The sequence below is a fragment of the Lactobacillus sp. genome (assembly GCF_051893255.1).
Taxonomy (GTDB): Bacteria; Bacillota; Bacilli; order Lactobacillales; family Lactobacillaceae; genus Lactobacillus.
Map to the genome: position 1 here is coordinate 23569 of NZ_JBJFHB010000032.1, position 16889 is coordinate 40457.

Consider the following 16889-nt stretch of genomic DNA (forward strand, 5'->3'; position numbering starts at 1 on the left):
ATAGCCAAGAATCAGAAAAAACGGAAGTGAAACTAATTCACTTCCGTTTTTCTTTTGTCTGATATTTAATTTTGATTGATATTACTCTAGATAGTGTTAATAGGAAATCGTTTCAGGCATCTTTTTTGCATCCAGCCAGTTGAAAAAGGAGAGGACGCAGTCTGAATAAGGCTTTTTCGCGATGGCGGCGCCGTAGGTTACCTCATTTTTGCCGGAGAGGGGGATGCAGACAACCGTTGCCTCCTTTGGAAAAGAGATATTTGGGAAAATCCCGATGCCCAGACCAGCGTTTAAGTTGAAGAGCTCAGCTGCCATGGAGTTGGCGCTGACGGCTTTTAGCTGGGGCTGGTCGTGGTCCAGCGCCTTTTGCAAGGCGGCCTGCTGGGGCGAGCAGATATTTTCGTCAAGAAAGAGGGTTCTCTCTTTGGCCAAGTCGACGTGCTTGAGGCTCTTGCCGGCAGTGACCTTGACGCCGTCGGCGAAAACTGCGCAGTATTTGCCCTGGGCCAGGGGCTTGAAGTTGAAGGTTTGATCAGGCAGGGCATCCTTGGTTAAAAAGGCAATATCTAAAATCCCGCTGCTCAGCTGGCTGACCAGTTCTTGAGGAGTGGCGTGAGTCACCACGAACTGAATCTTGGGGTGGTCTTGGCGGTATTTCTTGATCACCTTGTTTAAGGCAAAAATCTCGTAGGGGGTACCGGAAATCCCCAGATTGATCTCGACATGGTTTTGCTCATTCAAGGCTTCCAGCCGCCTGAAGGTGTCGATATAGTCCTGGTAGACGGGCAGAATGTCTTCATAAAAGGCCTTGCCTGCCTTGGTCAGGGCCACCTTTTTTCTAGTCCGGTAAAACAGCTCCGTACCCAGTTCTTTTTCGATTGAGGAGATGTCCTGAGAAACGGCCGATTGGGAGATGCCCATGTTCATGGCCGTTTTGGAAAAAGACAGGGTGTGGGCCAAATTAATAAAAATGGCGATGTGTTCTGTATTCATGGCAAGCTCCTTTCTAGTTGTCTACTGAGTGGGTCTTGGGCAGGCCGCGCTCCTTGACCCAGGTCATAAAGGCTTCTGCGGCCGGCATCCGGCTGTCGCTTAAGCGGACCAGGCCGATTTCGCCGGTCACGTCCTTGTCGATGGGGAGCAGGCGGAGCTTTTGGTTGCTAGGGTCAACGACGAATTCAGCGCAGATGCCGATGCCTAGGCCAGCCTCGATCATTTGCGTGTAGTCGGTCATGTTGTTGGCGATGGCATAGTCCAGGTGGCTGACTTTTTCAATAAGGTACTGCTGCAGGCTGGCTTGCTTGGGCAGGCACCAGTTTTTATCCAGAAAAATCATCCGTTCCTTGGCCAAATCATTCCTTGTTACAGGGATTCCGCCGCGGTAGGAATATCCTTCGCCTAAAACAGCATAAAACTTGCCTTCCAGCATTTTTTCATAAGTCAGGCCATTGGCGGACCCAAAGGATTCAGGCCGGGTCAAGACCACGTCTAAAAAGCCCTGCTTCAAGCGGTTGATCAGGGTCCGGTGGTCGTAGTTTTCCAGGAAGATCTTGACTTCCGGGTAGTCCTTTTGAAAAGCGGTGACTAGCTTTTTAATGGCGTAATTGTCATAGCCTGACCCGCTAAAACCGATGGTCAGCATGTTGCCGTTGGCATCGGCAACTTCTCGAGCATGGGTCACTGCCTTGTCATACTGGGTAATGACCGGCTTTAAGCCCTCTGCTAAGAGCTTGCCAGCTGGGGTCAAGGAAACTTCCTTGCGGCTTCTGTAAAAAAGCTTGGTGCCAACATAGTCCTCTAAAGAAGAAATTGATTGGGAAACGGCTGATTGGGTGATGCCTAAGTTCTGGGCAGTCCGAGAAAAACTGAGGCTGTCAGCCAGGTTGAGAAAGATTTTAAGCTTATCTGTATTCATTGTTAGTATTACTGATTAACCTCATTTATTATAATCTAACTGATAATGGTACTATCTACGAACAGCTAAGTCAAAGCATCTGATTATTAAGTTTCAATAAAGATGCATAAAAACGCTTTTTCCAAAATATTTTCGAAAATTACTTGCATTAAATGAAAGTCGTGTTAGAATAACAAATATCAAGAAACGAAGGAAGTAGTACCTGCTCCCCTGACTCTTCAAGCGAGTTTCGTAGTTGAGAGGAAACAGAGCCAGCGCAGGGAACGCATCCGGGAAAGTGGCCGAGTAGCGGTCACCGCAGGTCTGCGTTAAAGATCTCGAGTGCCTGACTAAGTCAGGAATTAAGGTGGTACCGCGATATTTGTCGTCCTTTTGCATGAGCAAAAGGACGATTTTTTTATAGAAAAGGTGGCAAAAATGAGGCAAAGCACGGGTTCAGATTAAAGAGTAATTAGAATATATAAGGAGAATTGAATAATGAAAATTGACAAGAGCAAGATCAAGAAAATCGTATTGGCATACAGCGGCGGCTTGGACACGTCCGTCATCATTCCTTGGCTGAAGGAAAACTATAATGACCCAGAAATCATCGCGGTTTCCGCTAACGTGGGCCAAGGCGATGAACTGGACGGCTTGGAAGAAAAGGCCAAGAATTCCGGTGCTTCCAAATTGGTTGTGGCTAACCTGGAAGAAGAATACGTGAACGATTACCTGCTGCCATGCCTCAAGGCTGATGCCAAGTACGAAGGCTACCTGCTGGGTACGGCCAACGCTCGTCCCTTGATCGCTAAGGCCTTGGCTCAAGTAGCTCTGGAAGAAGGAGCTGACGCCATTGCCCACGGGGCAACTGGCAAGGGCAACGACCAAGTCCGGTTTGAGCTGGGGATCAAGCATTTTGCTCCTGACATGCCAATCATTGCCCCATGGCGGGAATGGGACATCGTCTCAAGAGAAGACGAAATTGATTACGCAGCAGCTCACCATGTGCCGCTTCGGATCAGCAAGGAAACCAACTACTCTAAAGACAAGAACCTGTGGCACTTGAGCCACGAAGGCTTAGACTTGGAAGACCCAAGCCTTGAGCCAACTTACGAAAAGCCAGGCTTTTTGGAAATGGGCGTTTCCCCAATTGACGCTCCCGACAAGCCAACTTACGTGACCTTGGACTTTGAACAAGGCGTCCCAGTTGCCGTTGACGGCGAAAAGCTGTCTCCAATGGAAATTTTGGAAAAAATGAACAAGCTGGGCGGGGAAAACGGCATTGGCATTCTTGACTTAGTCGAAAACCGTTTGGTTGGCATGAAGTCAAGAGGCGTATACGAAACCCCAGGTGGCACGATCCTGTACTTTGCTCACGAATATCTAGAAACCATCACTTTGGACAAGCAAGTACAGCATAAGAAGGAAGAACTGGCCATCACTTACGGTGAACTGGTTTACGACGGGCAATGGTTTACACCATTGAAGAAGGCGCTGGATGCCTTCATGGACTCAACCCAAGAAAAGGTAACGGGGACCGTTAAGCTGAAGCTCTACAAGGGCAACATCATCAAGGCTGGCGTCACTTCACCATACAGCTTGTACGCTAGCGACCTGGCAACTTTTGACGAATCAGACTACGACCAAGCAGAAGCAGCTGGCTTCATCAACTTGTTTGGTCTGCCAATCAAGGTGCAGGCCCAGCTGGAACAAAAGCTGAAGAAGGAAAATAACTAGAAATTCGATTAAGGGACATTAGGTGGTAATATGGAAAAAATGTGGGCTGGCCGGACCATGGGCCAAACTGATAAGATTGCAGACGACTTTGACTCTTCCATCCGCTTTGACCAGAGAATGTACCCAGAAGACATTCAAGGCTCCATCGCCCATGCCAAGATGCTGGCTAAGACGGGCATTATCAGTCAGGCGGCCAGTCAAAACATTATCCAAGGTTTAGAGGGCATTAAGGAAGACTTAGACAGCGGCAAGCTGGCTATCGACCCAGCAGCTGAAGACATCCATATGTTTATCGAAGAGGTCTTGACTGACCGGATTGGTGCTGATGGGAAAAAGCTCCACACAGCCCGGTCCCGGAACGACCAAGTAGCGCTAGATGTGAAGCTCTACATGCGCCGGGAAAACGCAGCCTTGGTAGCCCTGCTAAAAAAATTGGTTGAAGCTCTCTGTGACCAAGCTGAAAAGAACCAGGATGCCCTCATGCCCGGCTACACCCACTTGCAGCGGGCCCAGCCGATTACTTTTGGCCACCAATTAATGGCATATAGCTACATGTTCTTGCGGGACATCGACCGGCTAAAGGAAATGGGCGAGCGGATGAACTATTCCCCAATCGGGTCATGTGCCTTAGCCGGAACCACCTACCCCACCGACCGGGTCTATGAAGCTGAGCTCTTGGGCTTCACGGCGCCGGTTGCCAATTCTTTGGACGGGGTCAGTGACCGGGACCACGTGGTGGAAATGATCAGCGACCTGTCCTTGGCCATGATGCACCTGTCCCGGCTTAGTGAAGAATTGATCCTGTGGTCTAGCTGGGAATTCCACTTTATCCGCTTAGATGATGCCTATACGACCGGCTCATCCATCATGCCGCAAAAGAAGAACCCGGACATGGCCGAACTGGCCCGGGGCAAGACCGGCCGGGTCTACGGGGACCTCATGGGGATCCTGACCACCTTGAAAGGCTTGCCGCTGGCTTATAACAAGGACATGCAAGAAGACAAGGAAGCCTTGTTTGACGCGATCGACACGGTGAAGATGGTTTTGGCCACCTTTATCCCGATGATCCAGACCATGCAGGCTAATAAAGAGGCCATGCACAAGGCAGCGCAAAAGGGTTTCATCAATGCGACTGACTTGGCAGACTACCTGACTAAGAAGGGGATGCCGTTTAGAGATGCCTACCACCTGTCAGGGCAGCTGGTTGCCTACTGCATCGACCACGACACGGTTTTGGAAGACTTGCCGCTAGATTTTTACCAAGCAAAAAGCGACTTATTTGACGAGGACGTCTTTGAGGCGATTGATTTGAAAAATTGTTTGCTGAAGCGGACGTCTTTAGGAGGACCAACGCCTGACTCTGTGATGAAGCAGGTGGGCGAGGTTAGAGAAAAACTAGCTGCTCTTTAGTTGAAATACGAGTTGAAGCTGCCTGAGGCAGCTTTTTCTTTTTGCAGAAAATTGCTTTCAAGGGTAGAAATCGGTTACAATTTTAAGTAGATAAGTAAGAAAGAGAGCAAAAAAATGAGTAAACTAATTCTATTAGACGTCGACGGCACCCTGATCAACTACGAGGCAATCTTGCCGGAATCAGCGGAAAAAGCGGTCAACCTGGCCAGAGCAAAGGGAAACCTGGTCTACATCTGCACCGGCTGCTCCAAGGCCGAAATCGCCCAGCGGGACTTCCGGACCATGCAGCTGGACGGGATGATCGGTGCTAATGGCGGCTATGTCGAAAGCGAGGGCAAGGTGATCCTCCACCAGAGCCTGTCCAAAGCTGAAGTCAAACACATCGTCAACTGGTGCAATGCCCGCCACATCGGCTTTTACCTGGAAGCCAACAGCGGGATGTACATTAACGACTACTACCTAGAAGACGGCCCAGTGGCCATGGCCAAGTACATTGCCGGCAAGGGTAAGGAGATCGGCGACATTAGTGAATATAAAGAGAATTTTGGTAAGGGCTACATCTTGAAGCATGGCGAGGACCTCTACCGGGATGACGTGAACAAGGTCTCCTTCGTCTTGCACAGCTACAAGGACCACCTGGACTCTAAAGAAGAGTTCCCGGATCTCATCGCCAATACTTGGGGCGGCAAGGGTGAAGAAGCCTTGTTTGGGGACCTGGGCCCTAAGGGGATTACCAAAAAGTATGCCGTGGAGACGCTCCTGGACTATCTAGGGATGGATGCTAAGGATGCCATCGCCTTTGGGGATGCTCAGATCGACTTGTCCATGTTTGAATGCTGCGGGTATAGCGTGGCCATGGGCAATGCGTCGGAGCCGGTGAAGCAGGCCGCTGACTACGTGACCGACGATGTTGATGCTGACGGGCTGCTGCATGCTTTTGAGCATTTGGATTTGGTGTAGAAGGAAATTTAAGGTAAAGAAATAGCCTCAGTCGATTTTTGACTGGGGCTTTTTGTTTGGTTCCCGTTTAGGTTCCCGGAAAAAATAAAAACGCTGAAATATCAGCGTTTTAAGGGATATTTTTAAGGAGAGTACAGGATTTGAACCTGCGCGCCAGGGAAAACCTGGTTCGGCGGATTTCGAGTCCGCTGCATTACCACTCTGCCAACTCTCCGGCACTCCTATTATTATAACGTAAATAAGGAGGGAGTGGAAGTGTGGAATCGCGATTTAGTTTTTTGTGTGAAAAAGTAGACATATTGTGTATACACAAAAACATGCATGCTATACTAAAGTTGGTTCCTCATTGAAATGAGGGTGACCCTGAGTGGGTTATGAGATGTACTCAGGAATTTTCTAGTTCCTCACACTAGTGAGGGAAGGCTTTGCAAGAATGCAAAGCCTTTTTTATTTGTTATCTAAAAGAAAAGGGTTGCATTATCGATGGTGGGTGATATACTGTAAGTGTCAATTGAATGATTTTACACAATGAGTGTGTTATAAAGATCTAGGAGATAAAAATGGAATTGTCAGACGATGCCCTTGCACTTTGGGGCAAAAAATCAAATCGAGATGGAGATCCTCGCTGGCTTCCCCTTGTTGCTCACTTAGTAGACACGAAAAATGTAGGATACTGGCTTTATACACATTGGTTGAGTGATGGAGATCGAAATTTTTTAACTCAAAGAATTGCTTCGGAGATGGTTAAAGCTGGCTTATCTCCTGTAAAAGCCCAAGAACAGGCTGAACACGAGATGGGTAAACTGATCAAATTTTTGTGTTACATCCACGACATAGGCAAGGCGACTCCGGCATTTCAAGTAAAGAGATCATATAACCACGATGACCAGCTTGATGAGATTTTAGTTGATCGACTGATGCACCATTCCTTCAAAGGCCTTGCCGATGCAACTTTATCTAGCCCTGCTAAGTCCCCTCATGCTCGGGCTGGGGAAGCAATTTTACAGGATGCTGGTCTAAATGAAACTGTTGCGGCCATTATTGGTGGTCACCACGGTAAGCCACAATCGAAGTCTCCAATTGATCAGCTAGTTGACTATACTTCAAATTATTATCAATCTGACAATGATGAGCAAGCTAAAGCACCTTGGAAAAAGGCTCAAGGAGAACTAATTCGATACGGTCGAGAATTGGCAGGCTATAAAGACATCAAAGATGTTCCACCAGTCACTCAGGCTGAGGCTGTAATCCTTGAAGGCTTGTTGATCATGTCTGACTGGCTGGCATCTAGCGAATATCTAAATGACAATGTCGACTACCCAATGTTTACCCTAATTGGTTTAGATGAAGGCTTTGACAGCCTGGATATGGATAAGCGCTGGCAAAGTGCAATTAAGACTTGGAAACTAAATGATCAATGGGAACCGGATGAAGTTAACGATGCCAAGCGCTACTATCAGGACCACTTTGGCTTTGCGCCGCGGCAAATTCAGGAAGTAATGGCTGACAAACTTCTTGAGGCAAATGACCCAGGATTGATGATCGTTGAAGCACCGATGGGAATCGGCAAGACAGAAATTGCCCTGGCGGCAGCGGAACAACTTGCTTCCGCAACGGGAAGAAGCGGCGTATATGTTGGTTTGCCAACGCAAGCAACATCCAATGCCATGTTCAGGCGTGTTGAAGATTGGGCCAGAAAGATGGCTCAAGGGAATGAACTAAACTTCTCAATGGAATTGCTACATGGGAAAGCCTATCTTAATTCTGACTTTACTGATTTGCCAAGAGCAGAAGATGTGGACCTAGATGATGAAGATTCATCGGGCATCCAAGAAGGTGCTATCTCAGTAAACTCTTGGTTTTCTGGCAAAAAATCGATCTTAGCTGACTTTGAAGTCGGAACAATTGATAATTTGCTCTTGATGGGGCTAAAGCAGAAGCACTTGTTCTTGCGTCACCTGGGCTTTAGCAATAAGGTGATCATCCTGGACGAAGTCCATGCTTACGATGCCTATATGAATAGTTACCTATACAAAGCACTTGAATGGCTAGGAGCTTATCATGTACCGGTAATCATTCTTTCAGCAACTCTGCCAAAAGAGAAGAGAAACGAGATTATTGGCACCTACTTTAAGGGGAAATATCATTCATCTTTTGAGCAGAACTTAATTGCTGCTGATGGCTGGGAAGACAACTATGCTTATCCGCTATTAAGCATCCTGGATGGTCAAGAACTTAAACAAATTTCCAACTTTGGTCAGAAACTGCCAAGTCATGAGCTGCAGATTGAATATTTAGACGAAGATCCAAATGTCGTTATGGCGAAGGTTGAGGCTAAAATTGCAAACGGCGGCGTTGCCGGCATCATTGTAAATACGGTTAAAAGAGCTCAAGAATTTGCTAAATTAGTTCCTAAAGGTGTCGGTTGTCTAGTACTTCATTCAGCATTTCTAGCAACGGATCGGATGAATAAAGAGGAGAAGCTACAGGATTTAATTGGCAAGAATGGTCAGCGACCAAAGAAATACATTGTTATCGGCACTCAGGTGCTTGAACAATCATTGGATATCGACTTTGATGTGTTGTTCACTGATATCGCTCCAATGGACTTGCTTTTACAAAGGGCAGGTCGCCTGCACCGGCATGAAATCGATAGACCAGAAGGCCTGGAAGAAAGTGTGTTGTACGTTCTTAAACCTGAAGGCGATGGTTATGGTGATGCTAACGAAGCCATCTATGAGAAGTATTACTTGCAAAAGACAGAAGCTTTTTTGCCAAGAGTCGTGAAGCTACCCGATGATATTTCGATTTTGGTGCAAAAAGTTTACGATCCACCAACAGATGACCAAGTTGAAAATCTTCAGGATGCCAAGGAAGACTCCGATAAACATTTTGCCAAAGAAAATAGTAAGGCGGAAAGCTTCCAGGTGAGTGATCCAAAGTATCCCAAAAAAGAAACTGATTTGCAAAACAAACGTAAGCTTAGAAAGTTAACATTGCATGGCTGGCTTGACTGGGATGCAGGAAATCTTGATGAAAATCAGGCGATTGCCGCAGTTCGGGACATTCGTGAAAGCGTAGAGGTGATTTTATTAAAGGAGGTTGATAGTAAATATTATTTGTTGGATGAGGGAAAAGAAACCGTAGCTGTGGATGAGATAGGAGACAGGGATTTAGCTCAGGAAATTATTCGCTTGCCAGGGGTGCTTACACTTGATGTTGATAAGGCAATTAAGACTCTTGAAACGATTACGATCAAGAGATTTCCTGAATGGCAAAATAGTCCTTGGCTTAAGGGTTCTATAGCACTAGTTCTTGATGAAAATAATGAGACGACTTTTGCCGGCTACCGGTTGAAGTATTTGCCCGCGATTGGGCTGACACATGAAAAAGAGGAAGGTGAAAAATAGTGGATAGCTTTAATTTAGTTACCGAGCCTTGGATTAAAGTCTTGGAAAGCAAGACAAATTCGGAACGGCTTGTATCTATTGAAGAGTTGCTGAAAAATGCCAAAGATTACCGGCAGATTGCTGGTGAAATGCATGGTCAAGATTTAGCAGTATTAAGATTACTAGAAGCGATTTTGACAACTATCTATTCAAGAGTTAATGAAGATGGTCAGGCATACGAATGGCTAAAGTTAGATGAACGAATGCAGGTTGTTGGATCAAACATTGATGAAGCTGAATTTGACAGTGAAGAACTGCTTAATACCTGGGAAGCTTTATCATCAAAAGGTGGATTCACAGATGCAGTTTTTAACTATCTTGATAGAAATGCTGATTTGTTTGACTTTTTTGGATCACATCCGTTTTATCAGGTGACCAAGGAACAATATGATGCTCATGTAGTGGCTGCGAAACGTGTGGATAAGGGAAAAGGTACAGTTGATTTGATGCAGATGAACCGTCTTATTTCCCAAAGTGGTAATTCTGTAGCGCTTTTCGCACCAAAGAGTGCACCACAGAAAAACAAGATGAGCATTGATGAACTTGTCAGATGGGTTATTTCTTACCAAAACTTCACCGGCGTGACAGATAAAACTAAGGTTGTTGCTAAAGAAAAAATGTCCAATGGACGTGGCTGGCTTTATACCTTAAATCCAATTTACATCAAAGGAAAGAATCTTTTTGAAACTTTACTGTTGAACATGATTCTGCTCAATGATGACGAGGATAAATATACAATTCAAAAGCCGGTTTGGGAAGAAGATTTGGACAGTTACGTAAAGAAGCGTTTAAAGCAAATCAAGCCTGATAATTACGCGGAAGTGTATACAGTTTGGTCTCGATTGCTCCACATTGAATGGAAAGATGATGTACCAACTGTCTTTAGCGCTGGCTTACCTGCATTTAATAGTACTAATGCTTTCGACATTGAGCCAATGTCAACTTGGCGCAAGGATAAGGATGGCAACTGGATTCCAGCAACACGGCAGCTTAGCAGCTTGGGCTGGGCTATGTGGCGTAACTTCGGTCAGTACGTTCCACTGGAGAAGAATGAGGGTAAACAACCACTAATTATCGAATGGATTAATATTCTGAAAGAGGGTGGTTACATTCAAAGCACTGCCAGAATTAATCTTCATACCACTGGTATTATCAGTAATGGTGGGGCAACCTCGTTGATGCCGGCAGCTGAATTTGATGATAACCTGCAAATTGAGGCAGATGTTCTCTTTGACGAGAATCCAGATCTAGCAAAGAAGTGGCCAGCCAGAATTGAAGAAATGGTTGAACTAAATCAGACTGTTGGTCGCAAGTACTATGGCTTTTTGATGGAAATTGGCATCATTCGCTTTGGTAGTCGTGGTGCAGGGGATTTTGCTGGCCGTAAGAGTCAGGACTTTTATGACAACCTGAATGAACCTTTTACTAATTGGTTGTCAGGGTTATCTAACCAAGATGAACGTGAAGAAAAAGTCAGGGAATGGAAGGATGAGCTTCAAAAACTTTCCCTTCAAACTCTTGACCAATTCCTAGAACAAATGACCCCAAGAGATATCACGGGGGTTAAAAAGTCGGGTAATGATGATGCTGACAAAGATCGCGACAACATCTTTAAGGCCGCAAGCAAATTTAAAGCTGGCGTCTGGAAAGTCATTCATAAATAATAGGAAGGAGAAGTGATTACATGGCACATGATATTGAACGGGTAACCAGCCAAATTATTGAGCAATTGTACAATAATGGCGATATGGATAAGGCTGCTCTGGCTGCTTTGCGCTCAACCGCTAGCCTTGACGGCAGCCGGGCCCAAAAGGTTTGGCCAATCTTTTTAGCCAATATGAAAGAAGAGTGGCTAAGTAAAAACGGCAAGCAGACTCACGCAGAGAAGGCGATTTTTGCTGCAGTTAGAATGTATGCTATCCACCAGCAAGCAAATGAAGTTTGCGTTTATGCCAAGAAGAGCAAAGATGCAAACGAAGACGGCGGGGTAGAATTCTTTGAGGCTTTGAATCGCTTGAAAAATAGTGACTCAGAAACTGCTCTAAACCGCCGGGTAGAGGCACTGCTTGGATCAACCAATGTTCAAGCAGTAATTGACCAGTTGACTCACCTGATGCAGATTGTCAAAGGGAAGAAGACTGGCATCAAGATTGATTATGCTCGCTTAGCTAGCGATCTTTACCGCTTCCAATTCGGCTACCAAGAAGCAAACCAAGTACGCTTGCTCTGGGGTGAACAATACTACCGTTTAAACAAGCAAGATCAGAAAAACGAAGACAAGAATTAATAAGGAGAAAAAATCATGAGTAAGAACCTATACCTTGACATCAACGTTTTGCAAACTGTACCATCCTCTAACATCAACCGCGATGATACTGGTGCACCAAAGACTGCTTTTTACGGCGGCGTAATGAGAGCAAGAGTTTCGTCCCAATCCTGGAAGAGAGCTACTCGGAAGGCCTTTGCTGAAGATGGTGCTGAAATCGGTACTCGGACTTTGAAGGTACCACAACTCCTTGCCGAAAAGTTGATGGAACTTGACAGCAGCCTCAGTCAAGAAGAAGCCGACAAGATGGCAGCAGCTGCCTTAGGTGCAGCTGGCATTAAGGTTAAGAAGGATAACGTAACTGGTGCCTTATTAATGGTAAGCAAGGGTCAAATCGAAGGCCTTGCTAAGTACGTTTTGGCAGGCGAAGAACTTGACAAGAAGGAAGCAAAGAAGAATCTGTTACAAGGAAATTCTTTGGACTTGGCTCTCTTTGGTCGAATGGTGGCTGACAACCCAGAACTAAACGTTGATGCCTCAGCCCAAGTAGCTCACGCCATTTCAACCCATGAAATCATTCCTGAATATGATTACTTTACTGCTTTGGATGATTTGCAAGGTAAGGAACAAAGCGGGGCTGCTTTGATTCAAACCACTCAATACGATTCAGCTACTCTTTATCGTTATGCTAACGTTAACATGGGTGAACTTGCGCACAACCTGGATGGTAAAGATGCTGTTGAAGGTGCGGTTACCTTTGTAAAAGACTTCGCCCTCTCCATGCCAACCGGTAAGCAAAACTCTTTTGCTAACAAAACTGTACCAAGCTATTTAATGGTTACTGTTCGCGATGATACCCCAGTCAACCTGGTATCAGCTTTTGAGCAACCTGCAACTGCAAGAGATGGCAAGGGCTATCTAGAAAACTCTGTAAACAAGTTAGAAGCAGAATTTGTTGATACTCAAGCTTTTGTTGATGCCCCACTTGCAACGTTGGTAGCAGGCAAGTTTGATACCAAGATTGGCGAAAAAGAGGACAACTTGAATGACTTGCTCGACAAGTTGCGTGACGTCTTGAAGAAGGCGGTAGAAGATGAAGACCTTAACAATTAAATTAACCGCTCCTTTGCAGTCATATGGCAATGAAGCAAACTTCGAGCGCCGGACTAGCTGGCCCGTACCGTCAAAAAGTGCGGTAATCGGGATGATTGGCGCAGCCTTGGGGATGCGCCGGGATAACCCGGAGATCACCAAGCTGAACGATTTGGCTTTTGCTGTAAGAACCGATCAAAGAGGCAAGGTACTAACAGACTTTCACACTGTGGAGTGGAAGACCGATACACGTAAGTTAACCTATCGGGATTACTATCAGGATGCGGTTTATGTTGTAGCAATTGGCGGGGATGATGAGGAGATTGATCGAATTGCTGATGCCTTGAAGCACCCTAAATTTCAACTATACCTTGGCCGCCGGTCTTGCCCACCAGCTGGCATTTTGAAAACGAACGTTTTTGAAGATGCTAATCCCGTAGAAGCACTTAAGCAATTGCCTTGGCAAGCAAGTAGCTGGTATCAAAAGAAGCTTAGAAAAGAAAACTACAAGACTGAGATTGTGGCAGATGCTAACTTGATCGACAATCCAAATGTTACCTGGACTGAAAAGGATCGAGTAGAAAGCTTTAATCCGCGTTACCGTCACTTTGGCTTTAGAGTACTTGCCAAGACCAGAGTTGAATTAGAAAATCCATCATACCATGCTTCGATGGAACATGATGCATTTGGAGCTGTGTAAATAGGAGGGCTGAGATGTACTTATCAAGAGTTGAGATTGATACCAAGAATCGTCAGAAGATTAGAGACTTGTCTCATCTCGGTGCTTATCATGGCTGGATTGAGCAATCTTTTCCAGACGAAATCGCTCAAGGTGAGCGAAAGCGTCACTTGTGGCGAATTGACCAATTGCAAGGCAGAACTTATCTGCTTTTGTTTAGTCCAGACAAACCAGACTTAGAAAAACTTGAAAAGTATGGTCGTCCTGGTACTGCCATGAGCAAGGACTACGAACCGTTTTTGAATCGGCTCGCTAAAAATCAGGTCTTACGCTTTAGATTGACGGCTAATCCAGCTTTTAGAGGTGGCAAGTCAAGTAAGCACCCTGGCAAGATTATCCCTTACTTTGCTGTAGATAAGCAATTGGGATGGTTGGAAAATAAAGCGGAAAACGGTGGCTTTAAGCTATTAAGTGCTGATGTGGTTGGCCATGACCGTCCAAGTTTAAGAAAGCAGTCGCGGGTTTCTTTGAACCGGACAGTCTATGAAGGTGTCCTACAAATTACAGATCTGTCAAGATTTAGAAATGTTCTGACAGAAGGACTGGGCAGAGAGAAGGCTTTTGGGATGGGATTGATGACAGTGATCCCAATGTAGATCATGAAAGTCGAAGCAAGCTACAAAAAGCCCGACCTAACAGAGCTAGGTCGGACCGAAGATCGAATTACCTTTTTGTATTTAGAAAAGTGTCGCTTAGATCGTAAAGACGGGGCAATCGAAGTCAGGGACACTGAGGGGATAATCTATGTCCCAGCGGCCGTGATTAGCGTTTTGCTCTTAGGACCAGGCGTTGATGTGACTCATAGAGCTATTGAGCTAATGGGGGACTCAGGCATGGCGGTAGTTTGGGTTGGCGAACAAGGCGTGCGCGAGTATGCCCATGGCCGCGCCCTGAATAGATCATCGCGCCTTCTTGAAGCCCAGGCTAAGCTGGTTTCCAATACCCGGACCAGAGTAAAGGTGGCCCGGCAAATGTACCAGATGCGTTTTCCAAATGAAGATGTGTCAGATTTAAGCATGCAGGAATTGCGCGGCAAAGAAGGCTCAAGAGTTCGCGCAGTATACCGGGAACAATCAAAGAAAACTGGGGTTCCATGGGATAAACGTGAATATAATCCTGACAATTATGAAGCCGGAACGCCAATCAACAAGGCTTTGACCTCAGCCCACCAGGCACTATATGGGCTAAGCTACAGTGTGATTGCGGCGATGGGAGCTTCTCCAGGACTCGGCTTTGTGCACACGGGGCACGACTTAGCTTTTGTTTATGACTTTGCCGATTTGTATAAGGCTGAATTTTCAATTCCTGTGGCCTTCGAGATGACGGCTCTTTACGGTAATGAGGACATTGATACGCACACCCGCCATGCTATGAGGGATAAATTTCGGGAAAGCAAGCTAATTAAGCGTATGACCACTGACTTGAAAAGGTTGCTTTTACAAGACGAGGATGCAAATCAGGATGATGTCGATGTTTTGAACCTCTGGGATGACAAGCTAGGCTTGCAGAAGTTTGGCGTTCAATATCACGAAAGACAAGATGATGCAGAATGATTGTAATTACTTTGTCTAAGACTCCCTATGCACTTAGAGGTGATTTGACCAGATGGTGCCAAGAGATTCAGACAGGAGTCTATGTTGGCAATGTCAGTGCTAGAGTTAGAGATAATCTTTGGGAACGGGTTCAAAAGAACATCGGTAATGGTGAAGCAACCATTGTATATAACACCAACAATGAGCAAGGCTTCACTTTTAAAACGACTAGACCATCCAAGAAGATTGTTGATCTAGATGGACTTGAGTTTGTCAAATTTTTAAACGACCCTGATCTAGTTCAGCATGGCTTTAGTAATGCTGCAAAGTATCATGAGGCAAGAGTAGCTGAAAAGAAGTATGGTCATGCAAGGCATGTTGTTAACGCTGATGCTGTGAACTTCGCTGCTGTCGATATTGAAACTACAGGTCTGGATTCTGAAAAGGATAGAATTTTGTCAGTTGGTGCCGTACGCAATGATAGGGCAGAGTTTTATCGGGTGATTAAGCAGGATGTCCAGATTAGCAAAGATATTGTAGATTTAACCGGTTTAACCCATGATATCGTGATGAAAGATGGGGTAGACGAAGTAGAAGCGATAAAGGAACTTAAGGAATTTGTCGGGGATGCTGTGCTTGTAGGCTATAACTTCAAGTTTGATTTGAGCTTTTTAAATCAGGCTTGTCGTTTACATGGCATTGATATAATTTCCAATCGTACTCGAGACCTAATGACAGTGGTAAAAAATAAGGTGGTTGAGCTAGACAGTTATAAGCTCAAAAGTGTACTATTGTACTACGGGATCAAAAATGACCGGCCACACAACGCGGTATCTGATGCAAAGGCGGAGATGGATTTGACGAAGAAACTCATTGAAAATCATGTTTTGAAACTATGAGAATGGCGTCAAATAAGGGATCTTTTAGTGTATTCCCCTCGTATGAGGGGGTGATCCCTGAGTAGCCTGACCAAGCTTAACCTGGCAAAGGTATTCCCCTCGTATGAGGGGGTGATCCGTCTGGTCGTGTGGACATAGTCACAGAATCTGAGTATTCCCCTCGTATGAGGGGGTGATCCCTACATGGTAGCCTTTAAGCTAGCCTTGAAGAAGTATTCCCCTCGTATGAGGGGGTGATCCTTTTGTAGCAAGTTTGGCGGGTGTACCACCTACGTATTCCCCTCGTATGAGGGGGTGATCCTAGCCTGCCTTGATAGCAGATTGGGCCACGTTGGTATTCCCCTCGTATGAGGGGGTGATCCTTCGGCCCATGCAAGGCCTTCACCCACTACATGGTATTCCCCTCGTATGAGGGGGTGATCCCATCGCCCAGCTAATACTAATTAAAAATTCCGTGTATTCCCCTCGTATGAGGGGGTGATCCTAAAGGAGATAATAAAATGACTACTTTAAAAGAGTATTCCCCTCGTATGAGGGGGTGATCCTGATTAATAGCTTTACAGGTGTCGGTCGTTTGAGTATTCCCCTCGTATGAGGGGGTGATCCTACGACTGGCGAATCGCTCAAGTCGGCCGCCAAGTATTCCCCTCGTATGAGGGGGTGATCCCGAAGCACGCTATCAAGCGTGCTTTTGTGTTACGTATTCCCCTCGTATGAGGGGGTGATCCTTTTCCTGAACATCCACATGGATTCCAGTTGCCGTATTCCCCTCGTATGAGGGGGTGATCCTACTGTCGCCTTAATTGCCGCTCTCCTCATTCAGTATTCCCCTCGTATGAGGGGGTGATCCCTTTCATGGCCACAACGCGATGCCGATAGCAGTGTATTCCCCTCGTATGAGGGGGTGATCC

General features: G+C 45.9%; 13 protein-coding genes, 1 tRNA gene, 1 CRISPR repeat array and 1 other annotated feature. Of the genes, 11 read left to right on the top strand and 3 right to left on the bottom strand.

Annotated elements, in window-relative coordinates; translation table 11 throughout:
- Positions 1-96 precede the first annotated feature (96 nt).
- Positions 97-993: a LysR family transcriptional regulator gene (locus ACI4WN_RS02990; RefSeq protein WP_439776905.1), complete on the bottom strand. Its 897-nt coding sequence runs from the start codon at positions 991-993 to the stop codon at positions 97-99.
- Between the two features lie 13 nt (positions 994-1006).
- A complete protein-coding gene (locus tag ACI4WN_RS02995) occupies positions 1007-1915 on the bottom strand; it encodes a LysR family transcriptional regulator (RefSeq protein ID WP_439776906.1) in 909 nt (302 codons plus the stop codon).
- Positions 1916-2087: 172 nt separating this feature from the next.
- Positions 2088-2290: a binding site (T-box leader), on the top strand.
- Positions 2291-2392: 102 nt separating this feature from the next.
- On the opposite strand from ACI4WN_RS02995, the gene ACI4WN_RS03000 reads away from it, so the two are divergent.
- From ACI4WN_RS03000 to ACI4WN_RS03010, 3 genes are all read left to right on the top strand, one after another.
- Positions 2393-3631, top strand: coding sequence for an argininosuccinate synthase (locus ACI4WN_RS03000; RefSeq protein ID WP_439776907.1), 1239 nt, complete (start codon positions 2393-2395; stop codon positions 3629-3631).
- A 30-nt stretch (positions 3632-3661) separates the two neighbouring features.
- Positions 3662-5041: an argininosuccinate lyase gene (argH, locus tag ACI4WN_RS03005; protein ID WP_439776908.1), complete on the top strand. Its 1380-nt coding sequence runs from the start codon at positions 3662-3664 to the stop codon at positions 5039-5041.
- Between the two features lie 114 nt (positions 5042-5155).
- Complete coding sequence (locus tag ACI4WN_RS03010; protein ID WP_439776909.1) at positions 5156-6001, top strand: HAD family hydrolase; 846 nt, start codon at positions 5156-5158, stop codon at positions 5999-6001.
- 125 nt (positions 6002-6126) lie between these two features.
- Here ACI4WN_RS03010 and ACI4WN_RS03015 read toward each other — a convergent pair.
- Positions 6127-6215 (bottom strand) — tRNA-Ser (locus ACI4WN_RS03015).
- Positions 6216-6561: 346 nt separating this feature from the next.
- Between ACI4WN_RS03015 and cas3 the strand changes: the two genes are divergently transcribed.
- From cas3 to cas2e, 8 genes are read left to right on the top strand one after another with little or no spacing between them, the layout of a single operon-like run.
- Positions 6562-9411, top strand: coding sequence for a CRISPR-associated helicase Cas3' (gene cas3, locus ACI4WN_RS03020; protein WP_439776910.1), 2850 nt, complete (start codon positions 6562-6564; stop codon positions 9409-9411).
- Complete coding sequence (locus ACI4WN_RS03025) at positions 9411-11114, top strand: type I-E CRISPR-associated protein Cse1/CasA (RefSeq protein WP_439776911.1); 1704 nt, start codon at positions 9411-9413, stop codon at positions 11112-11114. The genes cas3 and ACI4WN_RS03025 overlap by 1 nt, the downstream gene beginning before the upstream one ends.
- Before the next feature lie 20 nt (positions 11115-11134).
- Complete coding sequence (casB, locus tag ACI4WN_RS03030; protein WP_279189405.1) at positions 11135-11737, top strand: type I-E CRISPR-associated protein Cse2/CasB; 603 nt, start codon at positions 11135-11137, stop codon at positions 11735-11737.
- Between the two features lie 15 nt (positions 11738-11752).
- Positions 11753-12829, top strand: a complete 1077-nt coding sequence (cas7e, locus tag ACI4WN_RS03035) for a type I-E CRISPR-associated protein Cas7/Cse4/CasC (RefSeq protein WP_056945369.1) — start codon at positions 11753-11755, stop codon at positions 12827-12829.
- The gene (cas5e, locus tag ACI4WN_RS03040) at positions 12810-13508 is read left to right on the top strand and encodes a type I-E CRISPR-associated protein Cas5/CasD (protein WP_008462591.1); all 699 of its coding nucleotides are present in this window, start codon (positions 12810-12812) and stop codon (positions 13506-13508) included. Before cas7e ends, cas5e begins: the two co-directional genes overlap by 20 nt.
- 14 nt (positions 13509-13522) lie before the next feature.
- Positions 13523-14143 (top strand): type I-E CRISPR-associated protein Cas6/Cse3/CasE, encoded by a 621-nt coding sequence (gene cas6e, locus ACI4WN_RS03045; RefSeq protein WP_439776912.1) that lies wholly within the window; start codon positions 13523-13525, stop codon positions 14141-14143.
- Between the two features lie 3 nt (positions 14144-14146).
- On the top strand, positions 14147-15100 hold the full coding sequence (cas1e, locus tag ACI4WN_RS03050; protein ID WP_279189403.1) for a type I-E CRISPR-associated endonuclease Cas1e: 954 nt from the start codon (positions 14147-14149) through the stop codon (positions 15098-15100).
- Positions 15097-15978: a type I-E CRISPR-associated endoribonuclease Cas2e gene (gene cas2e / locus ACI4WN_RS03055; protein WP_439776913.1), complete on the top strand. Its 882-nt coding sequence runs from the start codon at positions 15097-15099 to the stop codon at positions 15976-15978. The genes cas1e and cas2e overlap by 4 nt, the downstream gene beginning before the upstream one ends.
- Before the next feature lie 29 nt (positions 15979-16007).
- Positions 16008-16889: direct repeats of the CRISPR family, unit length 28 nt; unit sequence GTATTCCCCTCGTATGAGGGGGTGATCC.